The organism is Reichenbachiella sp. 5M10 (assembly GCF_002742335.1).
Lineage (GTDB): Bacteria > Bacteroidota > Bacteroidia > Cytophagales > Cyclobacteriaceae > Reichenbachiella.
Window position 1 is genome coordinate 762410 of sequence record NZ_MDGR01000007.1, and the last position, 18190, is coordinate 780599.

The following is an 18190-nucleotide window of genomic DNA, read 5'->3' on the forward strand; positions in this document are numbered from 1 at the left end:
GTTTTTTTCGACAAATATGGAGAAAATAATTCTGTCTTTGGGCTGAATGCCTAAATTTGCAGCCGTTTTTAACCATGGAAAATACATAGTGGAAATACCTTTTGGACATATTACAGACGGCATATTGTATAGAGATGCTGCTGGCGATTTTAGTGAACTGAAACTGGTGGAGGTTTCAGAGGAGGAAGCACAGCAGTCTGTTTCTTTGTATATAGCAAGTTTTGAAAAGCTCAAGGGGAAGTTCTTGACCGTTGAAGAAAAGATCAATTCATCGAACAACAAGGGTTCGTTCTTGTCAAGCCTCCTTAATATCAAGGAGCAGTTGTCTACGCACGAAGGGCTCGGGGATTATGTGGGATTGCTTGAGAAAATTCAGAGCTATGAGAATCTGTTGGTAGACTATGTCACTAAAAATCGTCAGAAAAACACAGACATCAAGCAAGCTTTGTTGTTGGAGTTGGAAGTGATTTTAGCGAACAATGATTTAGAAGAGGCTTTTGAGCAAATTAAGGAGTTGAAAGCTCGGTGGATCAAGACAGGTAGTCCAAGCGAAGATCTCAAAGCCGAGTTGGAAGGGAAGTTTACCGAAGGAGTGGATCGGTTTTTTGAAAAAAGAAATTCATTTTTTGAAGACAAGAAAGAACTGGTAGAGGCGAGAATCTCTGAGTATCAGGAGATCATCAAGCAGATCAAAGAGATTCTCAAAGGGAAAGGGCTTGTCAAAGCGCAGGATAAAGTCAAAAGCCTGCAAGGTCAGTGGAAAGAAGTAGGGCGTATCCCAGAGGCGGAGTTTCAGAAGCTCAATGACAGTTATTGGGAATTGTGTCAGCAGTTTTTTGATAAAAAAAGGGCCGTGCAAAAGGAGGTGTCTAAAAATAAGGCACAGACTAAGAAGGAGAGTTTGGCACAGCGCCAAAAGGTCATCGAGAAGATAGAGGCTCTCAAAGAGCAAGCCCTCACTACAGAGGTAGGAAAGCAGCAAAAGGAACTTGCCAATGAGTGGAAAAATAGTGGTCAGGTTTCCCGCAAGGATAATCCGGAGATTCATCAAAGCTATTTGGCATTGTCTCGAGAGATTCAAGAGCGAGGGTTTGTGTATCAGTTGGCTAAGCGGAAAAACAAAGGTTTTGACACCAAGGCGGAGAAGGAAAAATACCAAGCATTGCAAAAAGTGGTACGCGACTTGCTGCGTAGAGACGAAAGTGAATTGCAGTTGTTTCAGGAAAATTTGGATAAAATGCACATCAACAAAGGGTCGTTTGTGGATATGTTGGACGCCAAATTGAAGGCTCAGCAAGAAAAAGTAGCCATGAAACAAGGGATACTGAAAGGTATTCAAGCGAAGATCAAAGAGAGTTGATTCTTGTTTTTGGACACTTTGTCTAACCCCTTAGAGTTGGATTTGCGATTTTTATCTAGAGAATGTATATTCAAGTGATAAAAAGTGTAATAATAAAGCAGATATTAAACAAGAATGTTTGAAATGTCGTTTTAAAATATATTTTTGCACGACAAATTTAGAAACCACTAAAACAAGGATTTTAATATGTATTGGACATTAGAATTAGCGTCATACTTGGAAGATGCTCCTTGGCCAGCTTCAAAAGATGAATTGATTGATTACTCTATCAGGTCAGGAGCCCCTTTGGAGGTTGTGGAGAATTTACAGGAGTTGGAAGATGATGGGCAGCCTTTTGAGAATATTGAGGAGATATGGCCAGATTATCCTACGAAAGAGGATTTCTTCTTCAACGAAGACGAGTATTGATTGTAACAAACAACTACTCAGAATAAAAGAATATAGATGCTCGGCAATAGTCGGGCATTATTTTTTTCTATGAGTCAACAATGCTTCTGCGAGGATGATGTCTTCTGGTGTTGTGATTTTGATGTTTTCATAGCTTCCTTGTACCAAGTTGATTTGACCTCCGATACTTTCTAGGACACTGGCATCATCGGTGAATGACTGCTGTGGGTTTGCTGTAGCAAACGCATGTCGGATAGTTTGGACCTGAAAGGTCTGTGGGGTCTGTATAGCTACATAGGCAGAGCGGTCAACTGCTTGGTTGTGGTCGGATTTGATTTCTCTCAACGAGTCTTTGATGGCTACTGAGGCCACGGCATTCTGATGCAGTTGTGCATGTGTGTACGTCCTGTGTATCACTTCGGAGCATACCAGAGGGCGAGCACCGTCGTGGATAGCTACGAGACCATCCGTGTCGATGAGCTGTAGTCCGTTGCGTACCGAATCGAAGCGTGTGTCCCCACCTGTGGTGACACGATGGGAGACAGGGAAGTCATGCTCCTCTACGAGTCTCTGCCAGGTCTCGAGGTGGGCTGCAGGCAATACCAGCAAGATGTGTAGATGCTTGTCGTAGTGGTGAAATGCTTCTAGCGTGTGCATCAAGATGGGTTTCCCTTGGAGCGATAGAAATTGTTTGGGGCGGTCAGCTTTCATTCGGCTGCCACTTCCTCCCGCTACGATGATGACATACTTATCCATACCTGAAAACAAAGGTCATAAAAAAGCTCCGATGATTCATCGGAGCTTTTGTTTTTTGTGATTTAGATAATCAGCATAGCGTCACCATAACTGAAGAACCTATATTTCTCTTTGATGGCTACTTGGTATGCTTCCATGATCAAGTCATACCCTCCAAATGCCGCTGCATTCATCAACAGTGTTGATTCAGGCAGATGAAAGTTGGTTAGTAGTGATTTTACAATTTTGCTTTCGTAAGGAGGGAAGATGAACTTGTCCGTCCAGCCTTCGTTTGGTTTCAGTCTGTCATTGGCAGAGACAGATGATTCGAGTGCTCTGAGCACAGTAGTGCCCACCGCACATACGTTGTGCTTGGTGTCGAGCGCGGTGTTGACGATGTCTGTAGTCTTTTCTCCTACCATGAAGTTCTCAGAATCCATTTTGTGCTTGGTGAGATCTTCTACGTCCACAGGCCTGAAGGTGCCCAGCCCTAAATGTAGGGTAATAGGACTCACGTCTACCCCCTGTAGTTCCAGTCTCTTCAGTACTGACATGGTGAAGTGTATACCTGCTGTAGGAGCAGCTACTGCACCGACCTTGTCAGCGTAGATGGTTTGGAATCTTTCTCGGTCTTCTTCTTCGGTCTTGCGAGCGATTTCTTTCGGCAGAGGTGTTTCTCCCAACTCATCGATGGTTTTGTAGAATTCCTCATCGGTCCCGTCAAACAGAAATCGAATCGTACGGCCTCTAGAGGTTGTATTATCAATTACTTCTGCCACGAGATCACCCTCACCAAAGTAGAGTTTATTGCCGACACGAATTTTTCTAGCTGGGTCGACCAGTACGTCCCAAAGGTGTAGCTCTTTGTTGAGCTCTCTCAATAGGAATACTTCGATCTTGGCACCTGTTTTTTCCTTGTTTCCATATAGTCTCGCCGGAAAAACCTTGGTGTCGTTGATGATGACACTGTCACCTTCATTGAAATATTCAATAAAGTCCTTGAATACTTTGTGCTCGATCTTTCCAGAATCCTTGTGTACGACCATCATTCTGGATTCGTCACGGTTTTCTGTAGGATAAAGTGCTAGTAGCCCTGGTGGCAGGTCAAACTTAAATTCAGATAATTTCATTCGTTAAATGTTTTGTGGACTGGAACTCGTATTGAATATTCTCTGAGAGAAGTGGAAACATTCAAATTCAATGGTTATGTAAGCGCATAATACGCTCATTCTATAAAAATAAGAGGGCAAAATTAGTGAATTGAAGTCATAAGTTGAGGAAAAGAAGCTAATAATTATGAGAGTTGAGTAAAATAAAAGGGAGACCATTGGTCTCCCTTTTATTTTATGTACGTTCTTTTCAGAACATCTGTTGGTTTTGTTATTCTGCTACTACAGTATCTGCTTCTACTTCTACAGAGTCCATTTCCATAGCTGTTGTATCTGAGTCTACCACAGCGCTATCGAGGACAACTTCTGTTTCTACTTCTACAATTTCTTCTTCTGTTACTTCTTCGCTTTGGCTTGCGCTACCTTGTGACGAACAAGAAACCATAGCAAATGATAGAATAAATGCAGCCACTAATAAATTAACGTTTTTCAAAATTTTCATTGGTAATAAGTTTTGATTTAAGACCATGAAAGTAGGTTGTTAATTTTGCATTGTCAACTCGCAAAGTGTACTTTTTTTATAATTATTAATAAAATAAAAAGATTCTGCTAAAAAGCATCTTAATCATTGTATTCATTCATGGTTCGTTGCGCTCCCTGTGTGCAAAACGATAAGATCATGTGGCAAGCCTTTTCTATTTTGAGGGGTAAGTCAATGAACTGATCTTTGGTGAAATTACTCAAGACATAGTCTGCTTGTTGGCCTGGATGGAAGTCATTGCCTACCCCGAATTTGAGTCGGGCATAGTCGTTGCCTCCAGTCATGGCGTCTATGTCTCTGAGTCCATTATGTCCGGCATGACTGCCTTTGACTCTCAGTCTTAGATTGCCATAAGGTAGCGCGAGATCGTCTGTCACTACGAGGATGTTGCTTTTGTTGACTTTGAGTTCTTGCATCCAGTAGTTCACTGCTTTGCCACTGAGGTTCATATATGTAGTGGGTTTGATGAGGTGGATGGTTCTACCCTTGTGTTTGAATTCGGTTTTGTTGGCAAGCTTGAGGTGTTCGAATGTGGCATGTTGATCTTCCGCTAGTTTGTCTAGTGTCAAGAAACCAATGTTGTGACGAGTGAGCTCATATTCTGGGCCGATATTGCCGAGCCCAATGATTAAATACTTCATATGTCAAAGGTATGGATTATCGTTTTTACTATAGAGGAGGTGTGGGTCAAAAAAGTGAAGGCAAAAAAAATCCTGTTCGTTTCTGAACAGGATTTTAAGTTTTTCAATCAAACGCTGGGTTATGCTTCCGCTTCTGCTTCTGCAGCTTCACCTTCGTTCAATTCACTTGCAGATTTTCCTCTTAGTGCTCTTGGGATCTCAGCTACTGCGATAGAGGCTTGTGGCGCATCTAGGATTTCGTAGTTTTCTGAAGTCAAGTCACCTACTTTGACTGCTTTGCCAAACTCGAGCTTGCTGATGTTTACATCGATGTGCTCAGGCATGTTTTTAGGCAAGGATTTGATAGACAAAGTTCTTCTTTTGACGATCAATGTTCCTCCGTTTTGTACCGCTGGAGACTGTCCTGTGATATGTACTGGGATGTCCATTTTGATGGTCGTGCCAGCAGTCCATTGTAGGAAGTCTACGTGTAGGATCATTTCACTTACTGGGTGGAACTGTATGTCTTGCATGATTGCATCGTACTCTGTTCCTTCTACGTTTACTTTCACGAAGTGTGCTTCAGAAGTGTAAACGAGGTCTCTGAAAAGTATAGCTGGAGCGTAAAAGTGGATCTGCTCTCCTCCACCATACACGACGCAAGGAATCATTCCTTCGTTGCGTAATTTTTTGGAGTCAGCTTTGCCGAGATTTGCTCTTTTATACCCTATAATCTCAATCGTTTTCATAACTTATATGTTTATTGTTCAAATAATTTGCTAATGGATTGGTGACCGTGAATTCTCTTGATCGCATCGGCGAACAAGGGAGCCATGCTGGCCACATGTATTTTGTCAGAGCTTCCCTTGAGTGGGATGCTGTCTGTCACTACGAGTTCTTCGAGTGATGAATTGTCCACGTTTTCGTAGGCACTACCTGATAAGATGGCGTGTGTACAAAAAGCACGGACGGATTTTGCTCCTTTTTCTTTGAGTAAGTTGGCTGCTTTGGTAAGCGTACCAGCCGTGTCGATGATGTCGTCTACTAAGATGACGTTTTTATCTGTGACATCACCAATTACTTGCATAGACGCGATCTCATTGGCTCTTTTACGGTGCTTGTCACATACGACCATGTCTGCTTTGAAAAACTTGGCGAATTCTCTTACGCGTTTGGTGCTCCCTACGTCAGGTGCTGCGAAGATGAGATTGTCAAGGTTGAGGTTGTTGATGTAAGGCACGAAAATCATGCCTGCGACCAAGTGGTCTACTGGTATGTCAAAGAATCCTTGGATCTGATCTGCGTGTAGATCACAAGTCATGAGTCGAGTAGCTCCCGCAGCTTGTACGAGATTGGCCATCAATTTGGCAGCAATAGAAACTCTTGGCTTGTCTTTTCTGTCCTGTCTTGCATATCCATAATAGGGTACAACCAGGTTGATGGTTTTTGCACTGGCTCTTTTGGCCGCATCAATCATCAAGAGGAGTTCGAGGATGTTGTCTGAAGGTCCATGAGTAGATTGGATGAGGAACACGTCACAACCTCTGATGGACTCGTCATAACTGTAGTATATCTCGCCATCGCTAAACTTTTTGGATGTGGATTTACCTAAGGGTTGACCGTACTTCTGAGCGATTTGTTCGGCTAGTGAGCTCGAACCTACGCCTGCAAATAGTTTAACAGATGACATTCTTTGGTGTTTAGTATTAACAAAAAATCCCGACAAAAAGCCGGGATTTTTTGTTGGTCTACTAGGGCTCGAACCTAGACTCTTCTGGACCAAAACCAGACGTGTTGCCAGTTACACCATAGACCAATCGTTTGCCCCATTTATTTGGGAGTACAAAAGTAGAATTTAGTTTCGCTAAATCAAACTTTTGGCGAGTAATTTTCTCTTTATTTCTACTCTTTTTTACTTCTTCTTTGATATCCAGTCTTTTGCGTTGACAAAAGCTTGAATCCATGGAGTCACGAGTTCGTTTCTGTCTTGCGGATAGTGTGCCCAGTTCCATGAGAATATGGATCGCTCTAGGTGAGGCATCATCGCGAGATGTCTGCCGTCTTTGGAGTAAACACCGGCTACATTATAGTCTGACCCATTCGGGTTGGCAGGGTAGGCGCTGTAGTTGTATTTGAGACAGATACTGTATTCGTTTTCGGCGAGTGGCAGCTCAAACTTTCCTTCCCCATGTGCTACTGCAATACCGAGACTGCTGCCAGATAGGTTGCCAAGCATGATGGAGTCATTGTCTGGGATGTTGACGGATAGGAATGTCGATTCGAATTTGCCGGATTCGTTGTGGTGCATTTTGGGATGACTGTCCATGTCTGGGAAAAGTAGTCCAAGCTCCATCATGAGTTGGCAACCATTGCAGACACCGAGGCTCATCGTGTCAGGTCTTGCATAGAAATCTTGAAGTGCCTTGTTTGCTTTGGCGTTGTATCGGAAGGCTCCCGCCCAACCTTTGGCCGATCCTAGTACGTCGGAATTGGAAAACCCTCCTACAAATACGATCATGCTGACATCTGAGAGATCATCTCTGCCAGTCATCAAATCGGTCATGTGTACATCTTTGACATCAAAACCTGCAAGATGTAGGGCGTATGCCATTTCTCTGTCTCCGTTGACACCTTTTTCACGAATGATGGCTGCTTTGATGCCACTTGTCTCTTTTCGTTGTTGATCTAGTCCTAGTTTGGAGAGGTCTCCTTGGAAACTCTTTGGGAAGCTGTAGATCAGAGGTTGACATTCGTAGTTGTCAAAGCGGTCTTTGGCTAGACTAGGTTTGGTTTGATGGGTGTCTAGTAGGTACGAAGTTCTCATCCAAGTGTCTCGTAGCTCGTCGATGTTTAGGTGAATTTCTTCTGCGTCTGATTTGACAATGAAGCTGCGTTCGTGATTGATCTGCCCGAGTGTGATGTAGTCAAGACCTGAGGCAGAAATTTCTGCTTCTTCAATGTCTCGCACTTGTAGTACTACTGCAGGACTTTCACTAAATAGGACTTGGCTCATCGATTGACCAAATGAGGACAAGTCTACCGTTGCTCCACTGCATATTGCAGGGAAATGCATTTCTAATAAGGTTGTGATTAGCCCACCTGCAGATACATCATGACCTGCCAAAACGTGATTTCCTTTGATCAACTGCTGTATAGTCGCAAAGGTCTTGATGAAGTGTGCGGGTTCGGGTGAACCAGCAGGACAATTGCCAAGTAAATTTTTTGTTTGTGCGTAGCTACTGCCGTCAAGGGAGAAGTTGCCGTCCGATAGGGGAATATAGATCAAGGAAGTGTTGGGGACTTCTTTGATGTCTGGAGTGACGGTTTGATTGATGTCGCTGACTTCTGCTACACTGGAAATAATGACTGTACCTGGTGAGTCCACTGTTTTGCCATCGCTATACTTTTGTGTCATGGATAAGGAGTCTTTTCCTGTAGGGATGTTGATTCCCAGTGCAATGGCATAGTCGCTGACAGCTTTGACCGCATTGTATAGTCTTGTTTTTTCTCCTTCGGTCTTGGTAGGCCACATCCAGTTGGCGCTCAGGGATATTCCTTCAAATCCATATGTCTGTGGTGCGAATACCAGGTTGGTCAATGCTTTGGTGATGGCCAATTGAGAGCCTTTGACAGGATCACAGATGGCTGCTACGGGAGCGTGTCCTATAGAAGTCGCGATCCCTTTGTTGCTGGCAAAATCCATCGCCATGACTGCCACGTTGTTGAGAGGGAGTTGGATTTCTCCACAGGTTTGCTGTGTAGCGACGCGTCCTGTGACGGATCGATCGACTTTGTTGGTCAACCAGTCCTTACATGCTACTGCTTCGAGTTGTAGGAGATGGTTGAGGTCCGATTCGAAGGTTTCATTGCTTGCTGTGACCGCTTTGTACTTTTTGTTGAGCGTTTTGTCCTCTAAGATAGTTTTTGGCGAAGAGCCAAACATTTTGTCCAGTCCCCAATTGACTGCTGCTTTTTCTTTTCCTTCACGAGCAAAGGTGAACTGCATGTCTCCGGTAGCTTCTCCTACTTCGAAGAAAGGAGCTCTTTCGCGAGCAGAGATTTCTTTGAGTTTTGGGATGGCAGATGCAGGAAGTGCGAGTCCCATTCTCTCCTGTGATTCGTTTCCGATGATTTCTTTGTCCGAAAGGGTAGGGTCGCCCACAGGGAGTTTGTTGATGTCTATTTTTCCTCCCGAATCTTCGACGAGTTCAGATAGACAGTTGAGGTGACCTCCTGCTCCATGGTCATGTACAGAGTGTATTGGGTTGTCGTCACCCTCGACCATCGCACGGATGGCGTTGGAGACTCTTTTCTGCATTTCAGGGTTGGAACGTTGGATGGCGTTGAGCTCGATCGCATTGGCAAACTCACCCGTAGTGACCGAAGATACAGCACTACCTCCCATGCCGATGCGGTAGTTGTCACCTCCCATGATGACGATTTTGTCACCTGTCAGTACTTCTTTCTTTTGGGCGCTTTCTTTCTTGCCATAACCTACACCTCCAGCCATCATGATGACCTTGTCAAAACCTTGCGTTTCGTTGTTTTCTTCGTGCTCAAAGGTCAAAACACTACCACAGATGACTGGCTGACCAAATTTGTTGCCGAAATCACTCGCGCCGTTGGATGCTTTGATGAGTATCTCTAGAGGAGTCTGGTAGAGCCAGTCTCTGGCTTGTATGTTGTTTTCCCAAGGCTTCTTGCCGTCGAGTCTTGGGTAGGATGTCATGTAGACGGCTGTGCCTGCGAGCGGGATGCTGCCTTGTCCACCCGCCATACGGTCTCTGATCTCTCCTCCCGATCCGGTGGCAGCACCGTTGAAGGGTTCTACGGTCGTTGGGAAATTGTGGGTTTCCGCTTTGAGCGAAATGACCGAATCAAAATCCTTGGTCTCGAAGTAGTCGGGTTTGTTTTGTGTCTTGGGAGCGAATTGCTGTACTCTCGGTCCTTCTATGAATGCAACGTTGTCCTTGTACGCCGATACGATTTTGCCTGGAGTGGCAGCAGATGTTTTCTTGATGAGTTTGAAGAGGGTGTCTTCTTTTTCTTCCCCATCGATGATGAACTTGCCATTGAATATCTTGTGACGGCAGTGCTCAGAGTTGACTTGTGAAAAGCCAAATACTTCACTGTCCGTTAGTTTGCGTCCGAGATCGGTCGCTACTCCTTCCAAGTAGGTGACTTCTTCGTCGCTCAGTGCTAGTCCTTCGGCTTGGTTGTAGGCGGAGATGTCGTCAATCTCTAGGATGTCTTCTGCGTCTTTGCTGATGATGAAAGTCGACTGATCTAATGTGTCGTATTTCTGGTTCAGCATGGGGTCAAAATTCCCTTCGGTGAAAAATTCCTCGATACGATAGATGCCTTCTATACCCATGTTTTGGGTGATTTCTACGGCGTTGGTGCTCCATGGAGTGAGCATTTCTTTTCTCGGTCCGATGAATGAGCCTGAGATGGAACCCACCTCCAAGTGCGTCGCTTCGCCGAAAAGCCAGTTGAGCTTTTCTATGTCAGTGGATGATAGTTGAGATTGTGAACCTACGAGGTAGTAGGTGGAGTCATTTTTCTTGAATATTGAAATCATCTATGGAAGGACTTTAATAAGCCGCAAAAATAGAAGTATTTGGGGAATTTATGGAGTGATGGCTGTTGAATATTTGAAGACGGTGGTTTGGCACTTGTAGGCTCTAATCACCAGAGGGTAGGTGATGGGGTCTGTCATGGTCTTGGTGCAGAAGGTCTTGGATGAGAGGAGTGGCGTTCTGTACGAGTTTGTGGTGGCCGTAGGGAAGGATGTGTGTGTGGTTTTGCGGGATTTGGGCCAAGAATCCATGATGTGCCTGAGGAGCTATGATCCTGTCTTTTGTTCCGAAAATGAAGGTGATTGGTAGCGATTGGCTATGGATGAGTTGGAGCAATTCCTTTTGTGACATGCCAAAATATTTGAAGGCTGTCCATGTGTGGTAGACGAGGGTACGGTGTGTCGCAGATTGCAGTTGTGTACGAGCAAATTTGAAAAGAGAAGGGTTGAGGATGCCGATTGCTTCGAGGCGGTTCATCATCCAGAAAAAGGACGTGGGGTGCGACATCCAATACCGAAAGAGCCGGCAGATCAAGGGTGCAGTGGCGAGTTGGTAGGAGAAGCGTTTGACAAGGCCGTCTGCTGCGACGAGGATTACCTGCTCGACCTGCGAGACGAAGCTGGATAATGTCGCCAGTGCAAATCGGCCGCCCATCGAATAGGCGAGAAGAGAGAATCGGTTAATCTGCAGTTCGCTGAGAAAGTCTGCGAATAGTTCTTTCCATTCGGGAGTGCGTAGGCGTCCTGGTGCATAGGGAGAACGACGACTGCCTCCATGATAAAAGAGGCGGATGGAGACCAGGGTGTGATTGGGTAGGTGCTCTTCTAAGCAGGCAAAGCTGTCCGTATTTTGCCCAAAACCATGAAAGCATATAAGTGTCTGGTTTCCAGTGCCAAAAGTCTGGTATTCTAATTGTGCCCCAGAGGCATGTGAGTAAATGGAAATGGGCATTTTCAAGTTTAATGAAAAAATAATGGAATAACCGAACCCTAAATCAAATCACACCGTAGAAACTCAGGAAACTTTTAGGAAGTCAGTAGTTTCCTAGGTTTCTTTGCCAAAATGATTTGTAAGATTCACGATAAGATAAAGGAAACAGCGGGACAGCTGTTTAGTAGATACGGGATTAGGAGCGTATCGATGGATGATATTGCCAGGGAGTTGTCTATATCCAAAAAGACAATCTATCAGAACTTTAAAGACAAGGATCAGATAGTGATGATGGGAGTGGAACAACACATCGAAAAGGAGAAGAAGGAGTTTGGAGAGGTGATGCGTGATGCAGAGAATGCTATCGATGAGATACTTCGTTTTTCGAAATGCCTGCGCAAGAATATTGCAGAGGTGAACCCGACGGTACTGTTTGATCTGAGGAAATTTCATCCTCAGGCTTGGGAAAAGTGGTTGAGTTTTAAGAACGACTTCATCAAAAGGACGGTGCTGTGTACCATTGAGCGAGGCAAGAAGGAGGGATTGTTTAGAGAGGAGATCAAGGCAGATATCCTGGCGACCTATCGAATAGAGACAATTGAGATGACTTTTGATCCGAAGATTTTTTCGACGGAGAAGTATGAGTTTATAGAGCTGCAAATGGAGCTGCTGGAGCATTTTGTCAGAGGGATGCTGACCAGAAAAGGATACGATGTATACGAAGAATTGAATAACACCATAAATAATGAATAGGAATAAACGAACAAGTGTCACACTAGTACTGATGATGTGGCTGCTATCTACTGCTGGATATGGCCAAGAACAACAAACGAGCTTCTCGCTGGAAGAAGCGGTCAATTTTGCTATTCTCAATAACCAAACTGCAAAAAATGCGAGGTTGGATATGGAGATCGCAGAGCGGCAGGTCGACGAGATCGTCTCGACAGGCTTGCCACAGGTCAATGCCAATGCGGATTTTACGTACAACTACAAGATTCAGGAGATGGTCTTGCCAGCGAATACTTTTGATCCTACGGCAGATCCTAATGCTACGATTGCCACGGAGTTTGGGATTGATTACACCTCTACTTTTGGTTTGTCGGCGACTCAGATGATTTTTGATGGTTCGTTTATCGTCGGACTGGAGGCTGCCAAGACCTTTACAGAGCTTTCCAAAAAAGACAACATCAAGAACAACATCGATGTAGCAGAAGCAGTGTCCAAGGCCTACTTTGGTGTGTTGGTCAACCGGGAGCGTTTCGAACTTGTCAAAAGCAACTTTGCCCGGGTAGACTCTCTACTCAATGATACGCGCTTGCTGTACGAAAGTGGTATGGCAGAGAAGATAGACGTGAGTCGTGTCAAGGTGCAGTACAACAACTTGAAAGTAGAGTTGGACAACTATGAGGCAGTGGTGCATTTGACCGAGTCTTTGCTCAAATTTCAGATGGGCTTGCCCTCCAATGCTACCGTAGAGTTGACAGATGATATTCAGAGTATCAACTTTTTTGACTTCAGTCTAGCCAATGACTTTTCGTACGATCACCGGATCGAGTATGCTCAGCTCAATGTGCGTCAAGATTTGAATGAACTAGATATCAAGAACGTCAGAGCACAATACTATCCCAAAGTTGATCTCTTTGCCAGCTACGGTCGCAATACAGGGAATACAGAGTTTAGTGGAGTGTTTACGGACCAGTGGTTTGGCGCGGGCGCAGTAGGGCTTCGGTTTAGTATGCCCGTTTTTGACGGCATGATGAAGCGTCGACAAGTGCAGCAAAAGCAATTGGCAGCACGGCAAATCACCAATCAGTTTGAGTTGCTACAGTACAATATCGACTATGAGATCGAACAGGCAGAGGCCAATTACCGCAAGCAAGTAGAGAACATCGAAGCACAACGTGAAAATATGGATCTCGCCCGAGAAGTCTATGACGTAGCAAAGATCAAATACGAAGAAGGTGTAGGGTCCAATATCGAAGTGATCGATGCAGATCGAGAATACAAAGAAGCACAAACCAATTTTTACAATGCTGTCTATGAGGCATTGATATCCAAAGTAGAATTACAAAAAGCATACGGAGTACTGCTATAACAACCGATGAACGATTCATATAAAAAATCAAAAATGAAGAATACTGTACTAATACTAACGGTCCTGTTCCTAGTAGTGGGATGTGGCAAGAACCAATCGGTCAGCGATCTGATAGAAGGTGCTGACGTAGAAAAAATCAGAGAAAGGAAGAACGAATTGTCTCTGCAGCAAAAAGAAATCGAAGCGGAGATTGCGTTGTTGGACGAGGCAATCATGGGGCAGTCTGAGGAGAAGTACTCGCTCATCACTACACTCCAAGCCAAGCAGCAGGAGTTCGTGCACTATGTGGAGTTACGTGGAGATGTCGCGACCAAGAAGAACGTATTGATCTACCCTGAAGTGTCAGGAGTGCTACTCAAAGTCTACGTCGAAGAAGGACAGTCTGTCAAAAAAGGGCAGTTGCTTGCGACGATCGACAATGGGGGAGCAGCGAGTCAGTTGCAACAGATGAAGACGCAACTGGAGCTCTCCAGAACGACCTACGAAAGACAAAAGAGACTATGGGAACAAAAAATCGGGACGGAGATCCAGTACCTACAAGCTGAGTCTAACTATGAGGCGCAGAAAAAATCGGTGGAGCAGATGCAAAGCCAATTGGGGAAATTTAGAATCACTGCGCCGTTTTCGGGACTTATCGATGACGTGATCAAGGACGAAGGAACAGTGGTCGCTCCGACGGGGCCAGGTTCGGAGGTGTTCAGAATCATCAATCTCTCCGAGATGCGTATCGAGGTACCAGTGCCCGAAAACTTCATAGCGAGCATACACTCAGGGACCAAAGTGATCGTCTACTTCCCGGTACTGGATGAGACTGTAGAGTCAACCGTGAAGCAGACAGGGAATTTTATCAACCCAAACAACCGCTCGTTCAACGTGGAGATCCCTGTGCCCAATGACAAGAAAAGTATCAAGCCAAACATGACGGCTCAGGTACGTATCAATGATTACTCTAGTCCCGAAGCTATTTTGATTGCACAGAGCGTGATTTCTGAAAATGCCGAAGGAGAACAGTACGTCTACGTGGCTACCGATATCACCAAAGAAAATGTAGCCGTAGCGCAAAAGAGAATCATCACTACAGGAAAGACACAAGGAGACGATGTGGAAATCCTATCTGGAATCAAGGCAGGTGAAAATATCATCCAAGAAGGAGCTAGAAGTGTGAAAGACGGCCAGAAAGTTAAAATTCTAACAAGATAGTAGATGGATAATCAAGTCAATAATAAGAACAAAGAGTTTCGGTTGGCCTCATGGTCCATCGATAATCCATCAGTGATCTATGTGATGATTGGGATATTCTTTTTCATCGGCTTGTCGGCGTATTTCGACATGCCACGGGAGGATTTTCCAGAGATCATCGAGACCAAGATATATATCAGTACTCCCTATCCCGGAAATACTGCCGAAGATATAGAGCGGCTGATTACTGATCCTCTGGAGGATGAATTGAAAAACATCAGCAATGTGGTGGAGATCATCTCTACCTCACAAGAGGATTATTCGATCATCACTGTGGAGTTTGATGAGGAGATCACCGTGGAGTTGGCCAAGCAAAAGGTCAAGGATAAAGTTGATGGAGAGAAGGCCAACGAAGACTGGCCGCTGTTCAATGATGCCAAAGTAGAACCGAATGTGTTTGATCTGAACCTCTCAGAGGAAGTGGCAATCATGAATATCAACATCTCTGGAGACTATCCAGTAGATCGACTCAAGGAGTATGGTGAATACCTCGAAGATGAGATCGAAAATTTGCCCGAGATCAAAGGGGTAGATATCCGTGGGGCACAAGAGAAAGAAGTAGAAGTAGCGGTCGATATTTTCAAAATGATGGCTGCCAAGGTGAGTTTCGATGATGTACTCAATACCATTCGAAATGGAAACATGACGCTCTCTGCTGGAAATATGAAAACCAGTGGTCAGCGCCGTACCATTCGCATCATTGGTGAAATCGAGAATCCTATGGAGTTGGAAAACTTCGTCGTGAAGACGGAGAAGAACTCACCCGTGTACCTAAAAGATGTGGCCAAAGTCAGTTTTAAAGAAGAAGATAAAACGACATATGCCCGTGAATTTGGTCACAGCGTAGTGATGCTAGATGTCAAAAAGCGTGCAGGAAAAAACATGATTCACGCAGCAGACGAAATCAAATTGATACTCCAAGATGCACGGGAAAATTACTTTCCACATGACTTGACGGTCACTGTGTCGAACGATTCGGCCCCTCGTACGCTCAATCAAGTAGAGGACCTGGTCAACAACATCATATTTGGTATTCTACTAGTGGTTGTCGTACTGATGTTCTTCTTAGGTTTCCGCAATGCCTTGTTTGTCGGGTTTGCGATCCCTATGTCGATGTTCATGTCGTTCATGATCCTCAATCTCATGGGTTACACACTCAATACGATGATACTTTTTGGTCTCATCATGGGACTAGGGATGCTTGTTGATAACGGGATCGTGGTAGTCGAAAACGTCTACCGTCTGATGGAAGAAGAAGGAATGTCTCGAATCCAAGCGACCAAAGTGGGTATTGGAGAGATTGCCTTTCCGATCATCATATCTACTGCTACTACGGTGGCGGCTTTTGTTCCGCTCGGACTGTGGCCTGGGATATTTGGGCAGTTTATGAAGTACTTCCCGATTACCTTGTCGGTCGTGTTGGGCTCGTCCCTATTTGTGGCGGTATTCATGAACTCCATGTTGGTTTCCAAGTTTATGGAAATAGGCGACAAAGAATTGAGCCTCAAGAGCCTCATTCGCTTGACGATTATTCTGGTTGGGTTTGGTACATTCATCATGATCGTGGGAGGTGATGCGCGTGGCTTGGGTACGTTGATGATATTCACGGCGATATTGTTTTGGGTCTACAAATATGCGATCAAGCGATTAGCGAATAAGTTTCAGAGAAGTGCGTTGGTCAAATTCGAGAATTTTTACGAAAAGCATCTGCTCAAAGCGGTAAGAGGAAACAATGTATACTGGTACTTCGGAGCAACTTTCATTTTGCTCATTGCTTCGTTCGTGTTTTTTGGGATGTCAGTAGGAGGAGGGAGAACCAAAATTGAGTTCTTCCCGGACAATGTACCGAACCAGATCATCGTCTACATCGAGTATCCTCAGGGTACAGCGATCGAAAAGACGAACCAGATCACCAAAGAGATAGAAGAGAAGATGTACTCTATCCTCAATGCCGAGGAGTACTTGGATGAAAATGGGGACAATTTCCTCGTGGAGTCTGCAGTCTCTCAGGTGGGCGAAGGAGCAGGAAATCCACAGACCGACGGTGGTTCAGCGGCAGAGATGCCTCACCGCGGCAAAATCACCGCCTCGATGCGTGAGTACAAGTACCGCCGAGGCAAAGATACGGAGGAGCTGAGACAGAAGGTCCAGGCAGCACTGACAGGGGTCTACCCTGGAGTAGCCATCTCTGTAGAGAAAGAGGCCTCTGGCCCACCTGCAGGATACCCGATCAATATCGAGATAGATGGCAAGGACTATGATGAGCTGATCGTCACTGCAGAGAAAATGAGGAATTTCATCAATGAGAAAAATATCGATGGGATAGAGGAACTCAAAATTGACGTGAACAAGGATAAGCCTTCGATGGTCGTAGATGTAGATCGTAAGAAAGCTGGAGAATTGGGCGTGGCAGTAGGCCAAGTGGGGAGTCAGTTGAGACGATCATTGTTCGGCGAGAAGGCTGGTGTCTACAAGAAATACGGCGATGACTATGATATCAATGTGCGCTTCAACGAGGATTTGAGATACAATACGAGTGCGTTGTTCAATCAGAACATCATCTTCAGAGATCAGTCTTCGGGACAGTTGAAAGAAGTGCCGCTATCGACCATAGCTTCGCATCGCAATACCTCTGCTTTCAGTGCGATCAAGCGTAGAGATACGCGTCGTGTCGTGACGGTATACTCTGGGTTGAAGCCGGGCTTTACCGATGCTGGTGCGATTGTATCAGAGATTCGTGATGAAATGGCGAGTTTTACTGAGCTGCCTGAGGGGGTACGCATAGACTACACCGGACAGCTCGAGGAGCAAAACAAGCAAATGAGCTTCTTGGTGGGGGCGTTCTTTACAGGGCTTGGATTGATTATGCTGATTTTGATTTTCCAATTCGGAGGTGTTTCCAAGCCAGCGATCATTATGGTTGCCATCTTTTTGAGTTTCATAGGAGTGTTTGGTGGATTGATCATCACGGGGTGGTCATTTGTGATCATGATGACCATGATGGGGATCATCTCTCTCGCAGGTATCGTGGTGAACAATGGCGTAGTGCTACTTGATTATACACAGTTGCTCATCGATAGGAGAAAGGACGAGCTGAACATGCCGAAGGAAGAATATCTCTCCAAAGCTGAAGTGAAGAAGGCAGTAGTCAAAGGTGGGAAAGCGAGGTTGCGCCCTGTATTGTTGACTGCTATCACGACCGTGCTTGGGTTGGTGCCATTGGCCATAGGGCTCAATATTGACTTCTTTGCATTGTTTACGGAGTTCAATCCACATATCTACATGGGAGGAGACAATGTGATCTTCTGGGGACCATTGGCTTGGACGGTGATCTTTGGTTTGATCGTAGCGACATTCTTGACGCTGATCATTGTGCCGGTGTTGTTTACCATCGTCTACCGTATCAAGTACTGGTTTTATGCCAGAAGGGCAAAGTAGCATAAGATAATAGACTGATATAATGTAAGAGCGAAGGACTTCTGTCTTTCGCTTTTTTTATGCACAGCTATCAAACCGATGAGTGAGGTAGATAGGGTAGTATGTGTGTGTTGCTTCTTTTTTTCTATCCTAGAGAAGGGATGAGGGCAGTCGATTT

Annotated in this window: 14 protein-coding genes and 1 tRNA gene; 6 read left to right on the forward strand and 9 right to left on the reverse strand. The window is 44.9% G+C overall.

Going from position 1 to position 18190, the window contains the following annotated elements; translation table 11 throughout:
* The first annotated feature begins 46 nt into the window (after positions 1-46).
* Together BFP72_RS03120 and BFP72_RS03125 are read left to right on the forward strand one after the other, a co-directional pair.
* Positions 47-1360 (forward strand): DUF349 domain-containing protein, encoded by a 1314-nt coding sequence (locus tag BFP72_RS03120; RefSeq protein ID WP_099597713.1) that lies wholly within the window; start codon positions 47-49, stop codon positions 1358-1360.
* 186 nt (positions 1361-1546) lie between these two features.
* Positions 1547-1768, forward strand: a complete 222-nt coding sequence (locus BFP72_RS03125) for a DUF2795 domain-containing protein (RefSeq protein WP_073119581.1) — start codon at positions 1547-1549, stop codon at positions 1766-1768.
* Positions 1769-1825: 57 nt separating this feature from the next.
* On the opposite strand, the gene BFP72_RS03130 is transcribed toward BFP72_RS03125, so the two are convergent.
* The 9 genes from BFP72_RS03130 to BFP72_RS03165 form a co-directional block, all read right to left on the reverse strand.
* The gene (locus tag BFP72_RS03130) at positions 1826-2503 is read right to left on the reverse strand and encodes a 2-C-methyl-D-erythritol 4-phosphate cytidylyltransferase (RefSeq protein ID WP_099597714.1); all 678 of its coding nucleotides are present in this window, start codon (positions 2501-2503) and stop codon (positions 1826-1828) included.
* A 62-nt stretch (positions 2504-2565) separates the two neighbouring features.
* Positions 2566-3612: a tRNA preQ1(34) S-adenosylmethionine ribosyltransferase-isomerase QueA gene (gene queA, locus BFP72_RS03135; RefSeq protein WP_099597715.1), complete on the reverse strand. Its 1047-nt coding sequence runs from the start codon at positions 3610-3612 to the stop codon at positions 2566-2568.
* 250 nt (positions 3613-3862) lie between these two features.
* A complete protein-coding gene (locus BFP72_RS18945) occupies positions 3863-4093 on the reverse strand; it encodes a hypothetical protein (protein WP_143519914.1) in 231 nt (76 codons plus the stop codon).
* Positions 4094-4212: 119 nt separating this feature from the next.
* The gene (gene pth, locus BFP72_RS03140) at positions 4213-4773 is read right to left on the reverse strand and encodes an aminoacyl-tRNA hydrolase (protein WP_099597716.1); all 561 of its coding nucleotides are present in this window, start codon (positions 4771-4773) and stop codon (positions 4213-4215) included.
* 119 nt (positions 4774-4892) lie between these two features.
* On the reverse strand, positions 4893-5501 hold the full coding sequence (locus tag BFP72_RS03145; protein ID WP_099597717.1) for a 50S ribosomal protein L25/general stress protein Ctc: 609 nt from the start codon (positions 5499-5501) through the stop codon (positions 4893-4895).
* Positions 5502-5512: 11 nt separating this feature from the next.
* Positions 5513-6442 carry a ribose-phosphate pyrophosphokinase gene (locus tag BFP72_RS03150; RefSeq protein WP_099597718.1) on the reverse strand — a complete coding sequence of 310 codons (930 nt, stop codon included), beginning with the start codon at positions 6440-6442 and terminating at the stop codon, positions 5513-5515.
* A gap of 53 nt (positions 6443-6495) precedes the next feature.
* Positions 6496-6568: transfer RNA gene (locus BFP72_RS03155), tRNA-Gln, on the reverse strand.
* A 96-nt stretch (positions 6569-6664) separates the two neighbouring features.
* Complete coding sequence (gene purL / locus BFP72_RS03160; protein WP_099597719.1) at positions 6665-10333, reverse strand: phosphoribosylformylglycinamidine synthase; 3669 nt, start codon at positions 10331-10333, stop codon at positions 6665-6667.
* A 103-nt stretch (positions 10334-10436) separates the two neighbouring features.
* The gene (locus tag BFP72_RS03165; protein WP_099597720.1) at positions 10437-11282 is read right to left on the reverse strand and encodes an alpha/beta fold hydrolase; all 846 of its coding nucleotides are present in this window, start codon (positions 11280-11282) and stop codon (positions 10437-10439) included.
* A 111-nt stretch (positions 11283-11393) separates the two neighbouring features.
* Here BFP72_RS03165 and BFP72_RS03170 point away from each other — a divergent pair, with 111 nt between their 5' ends.
* The 4 genes from BFP72_RS03170 to BFP72_RS03185 are packed head-to-tail and all read left to right on the forward strand — an operon-like array spanning position 11394 to position 18033.
* Positions 11394-12014 (forward strand): TetR/AcrR family transcriptional regulator, encoded by a 621-nt coding sequence (locus tag BFP72_RS03170; protein WP_084190330.1) that lies wholly within the window; start codon positions 11394-11396, stop codon positions 12012-12014.
* A complete protein-coding gene (locus BFP72_RS03175; RefSeq protein WP_084190329.1) occupies positions 12007-13356 on the forward strand; it encodes a TolC family protein in 1350 nt (449 codons plus the stop codon). The genes BFP72_RS03170 and BFP72_RS03175 overlap by 8 nt, the downstream gene beginning before the upstream one ends.
* A 33-nt stretch (positions 13357-13389) precedes the next feature.
* Positions 13390-14556 (forward strand): efflux RND transporter periplasmic adaptor subunit, encoded by a 1167-nt coding sequence (locus BFP72_RS03180; RefSeq protein ID WP_099600671.1) that lies wholly within the window; start codon positions 13390-13392, stop codon positions 14554-14556.
* A gap of 3 nt (positions 14557-14559) precedes the next feature.
* Positions 14560-18033 carry an efflux RND transporter permease subunit gene (locus tag BFP72_RS03185; RefSeq protein ID WP_099597721.1) on the forward strand — a complete coding sequence of 1158 codons (3474 nt, stop codon included), beginning with the start codon at positions 14560-14562 and terminating at the stop codon, positions 18031-18033.
* Positions 18034-18190 lie beyond the last annotated feature (157 nt).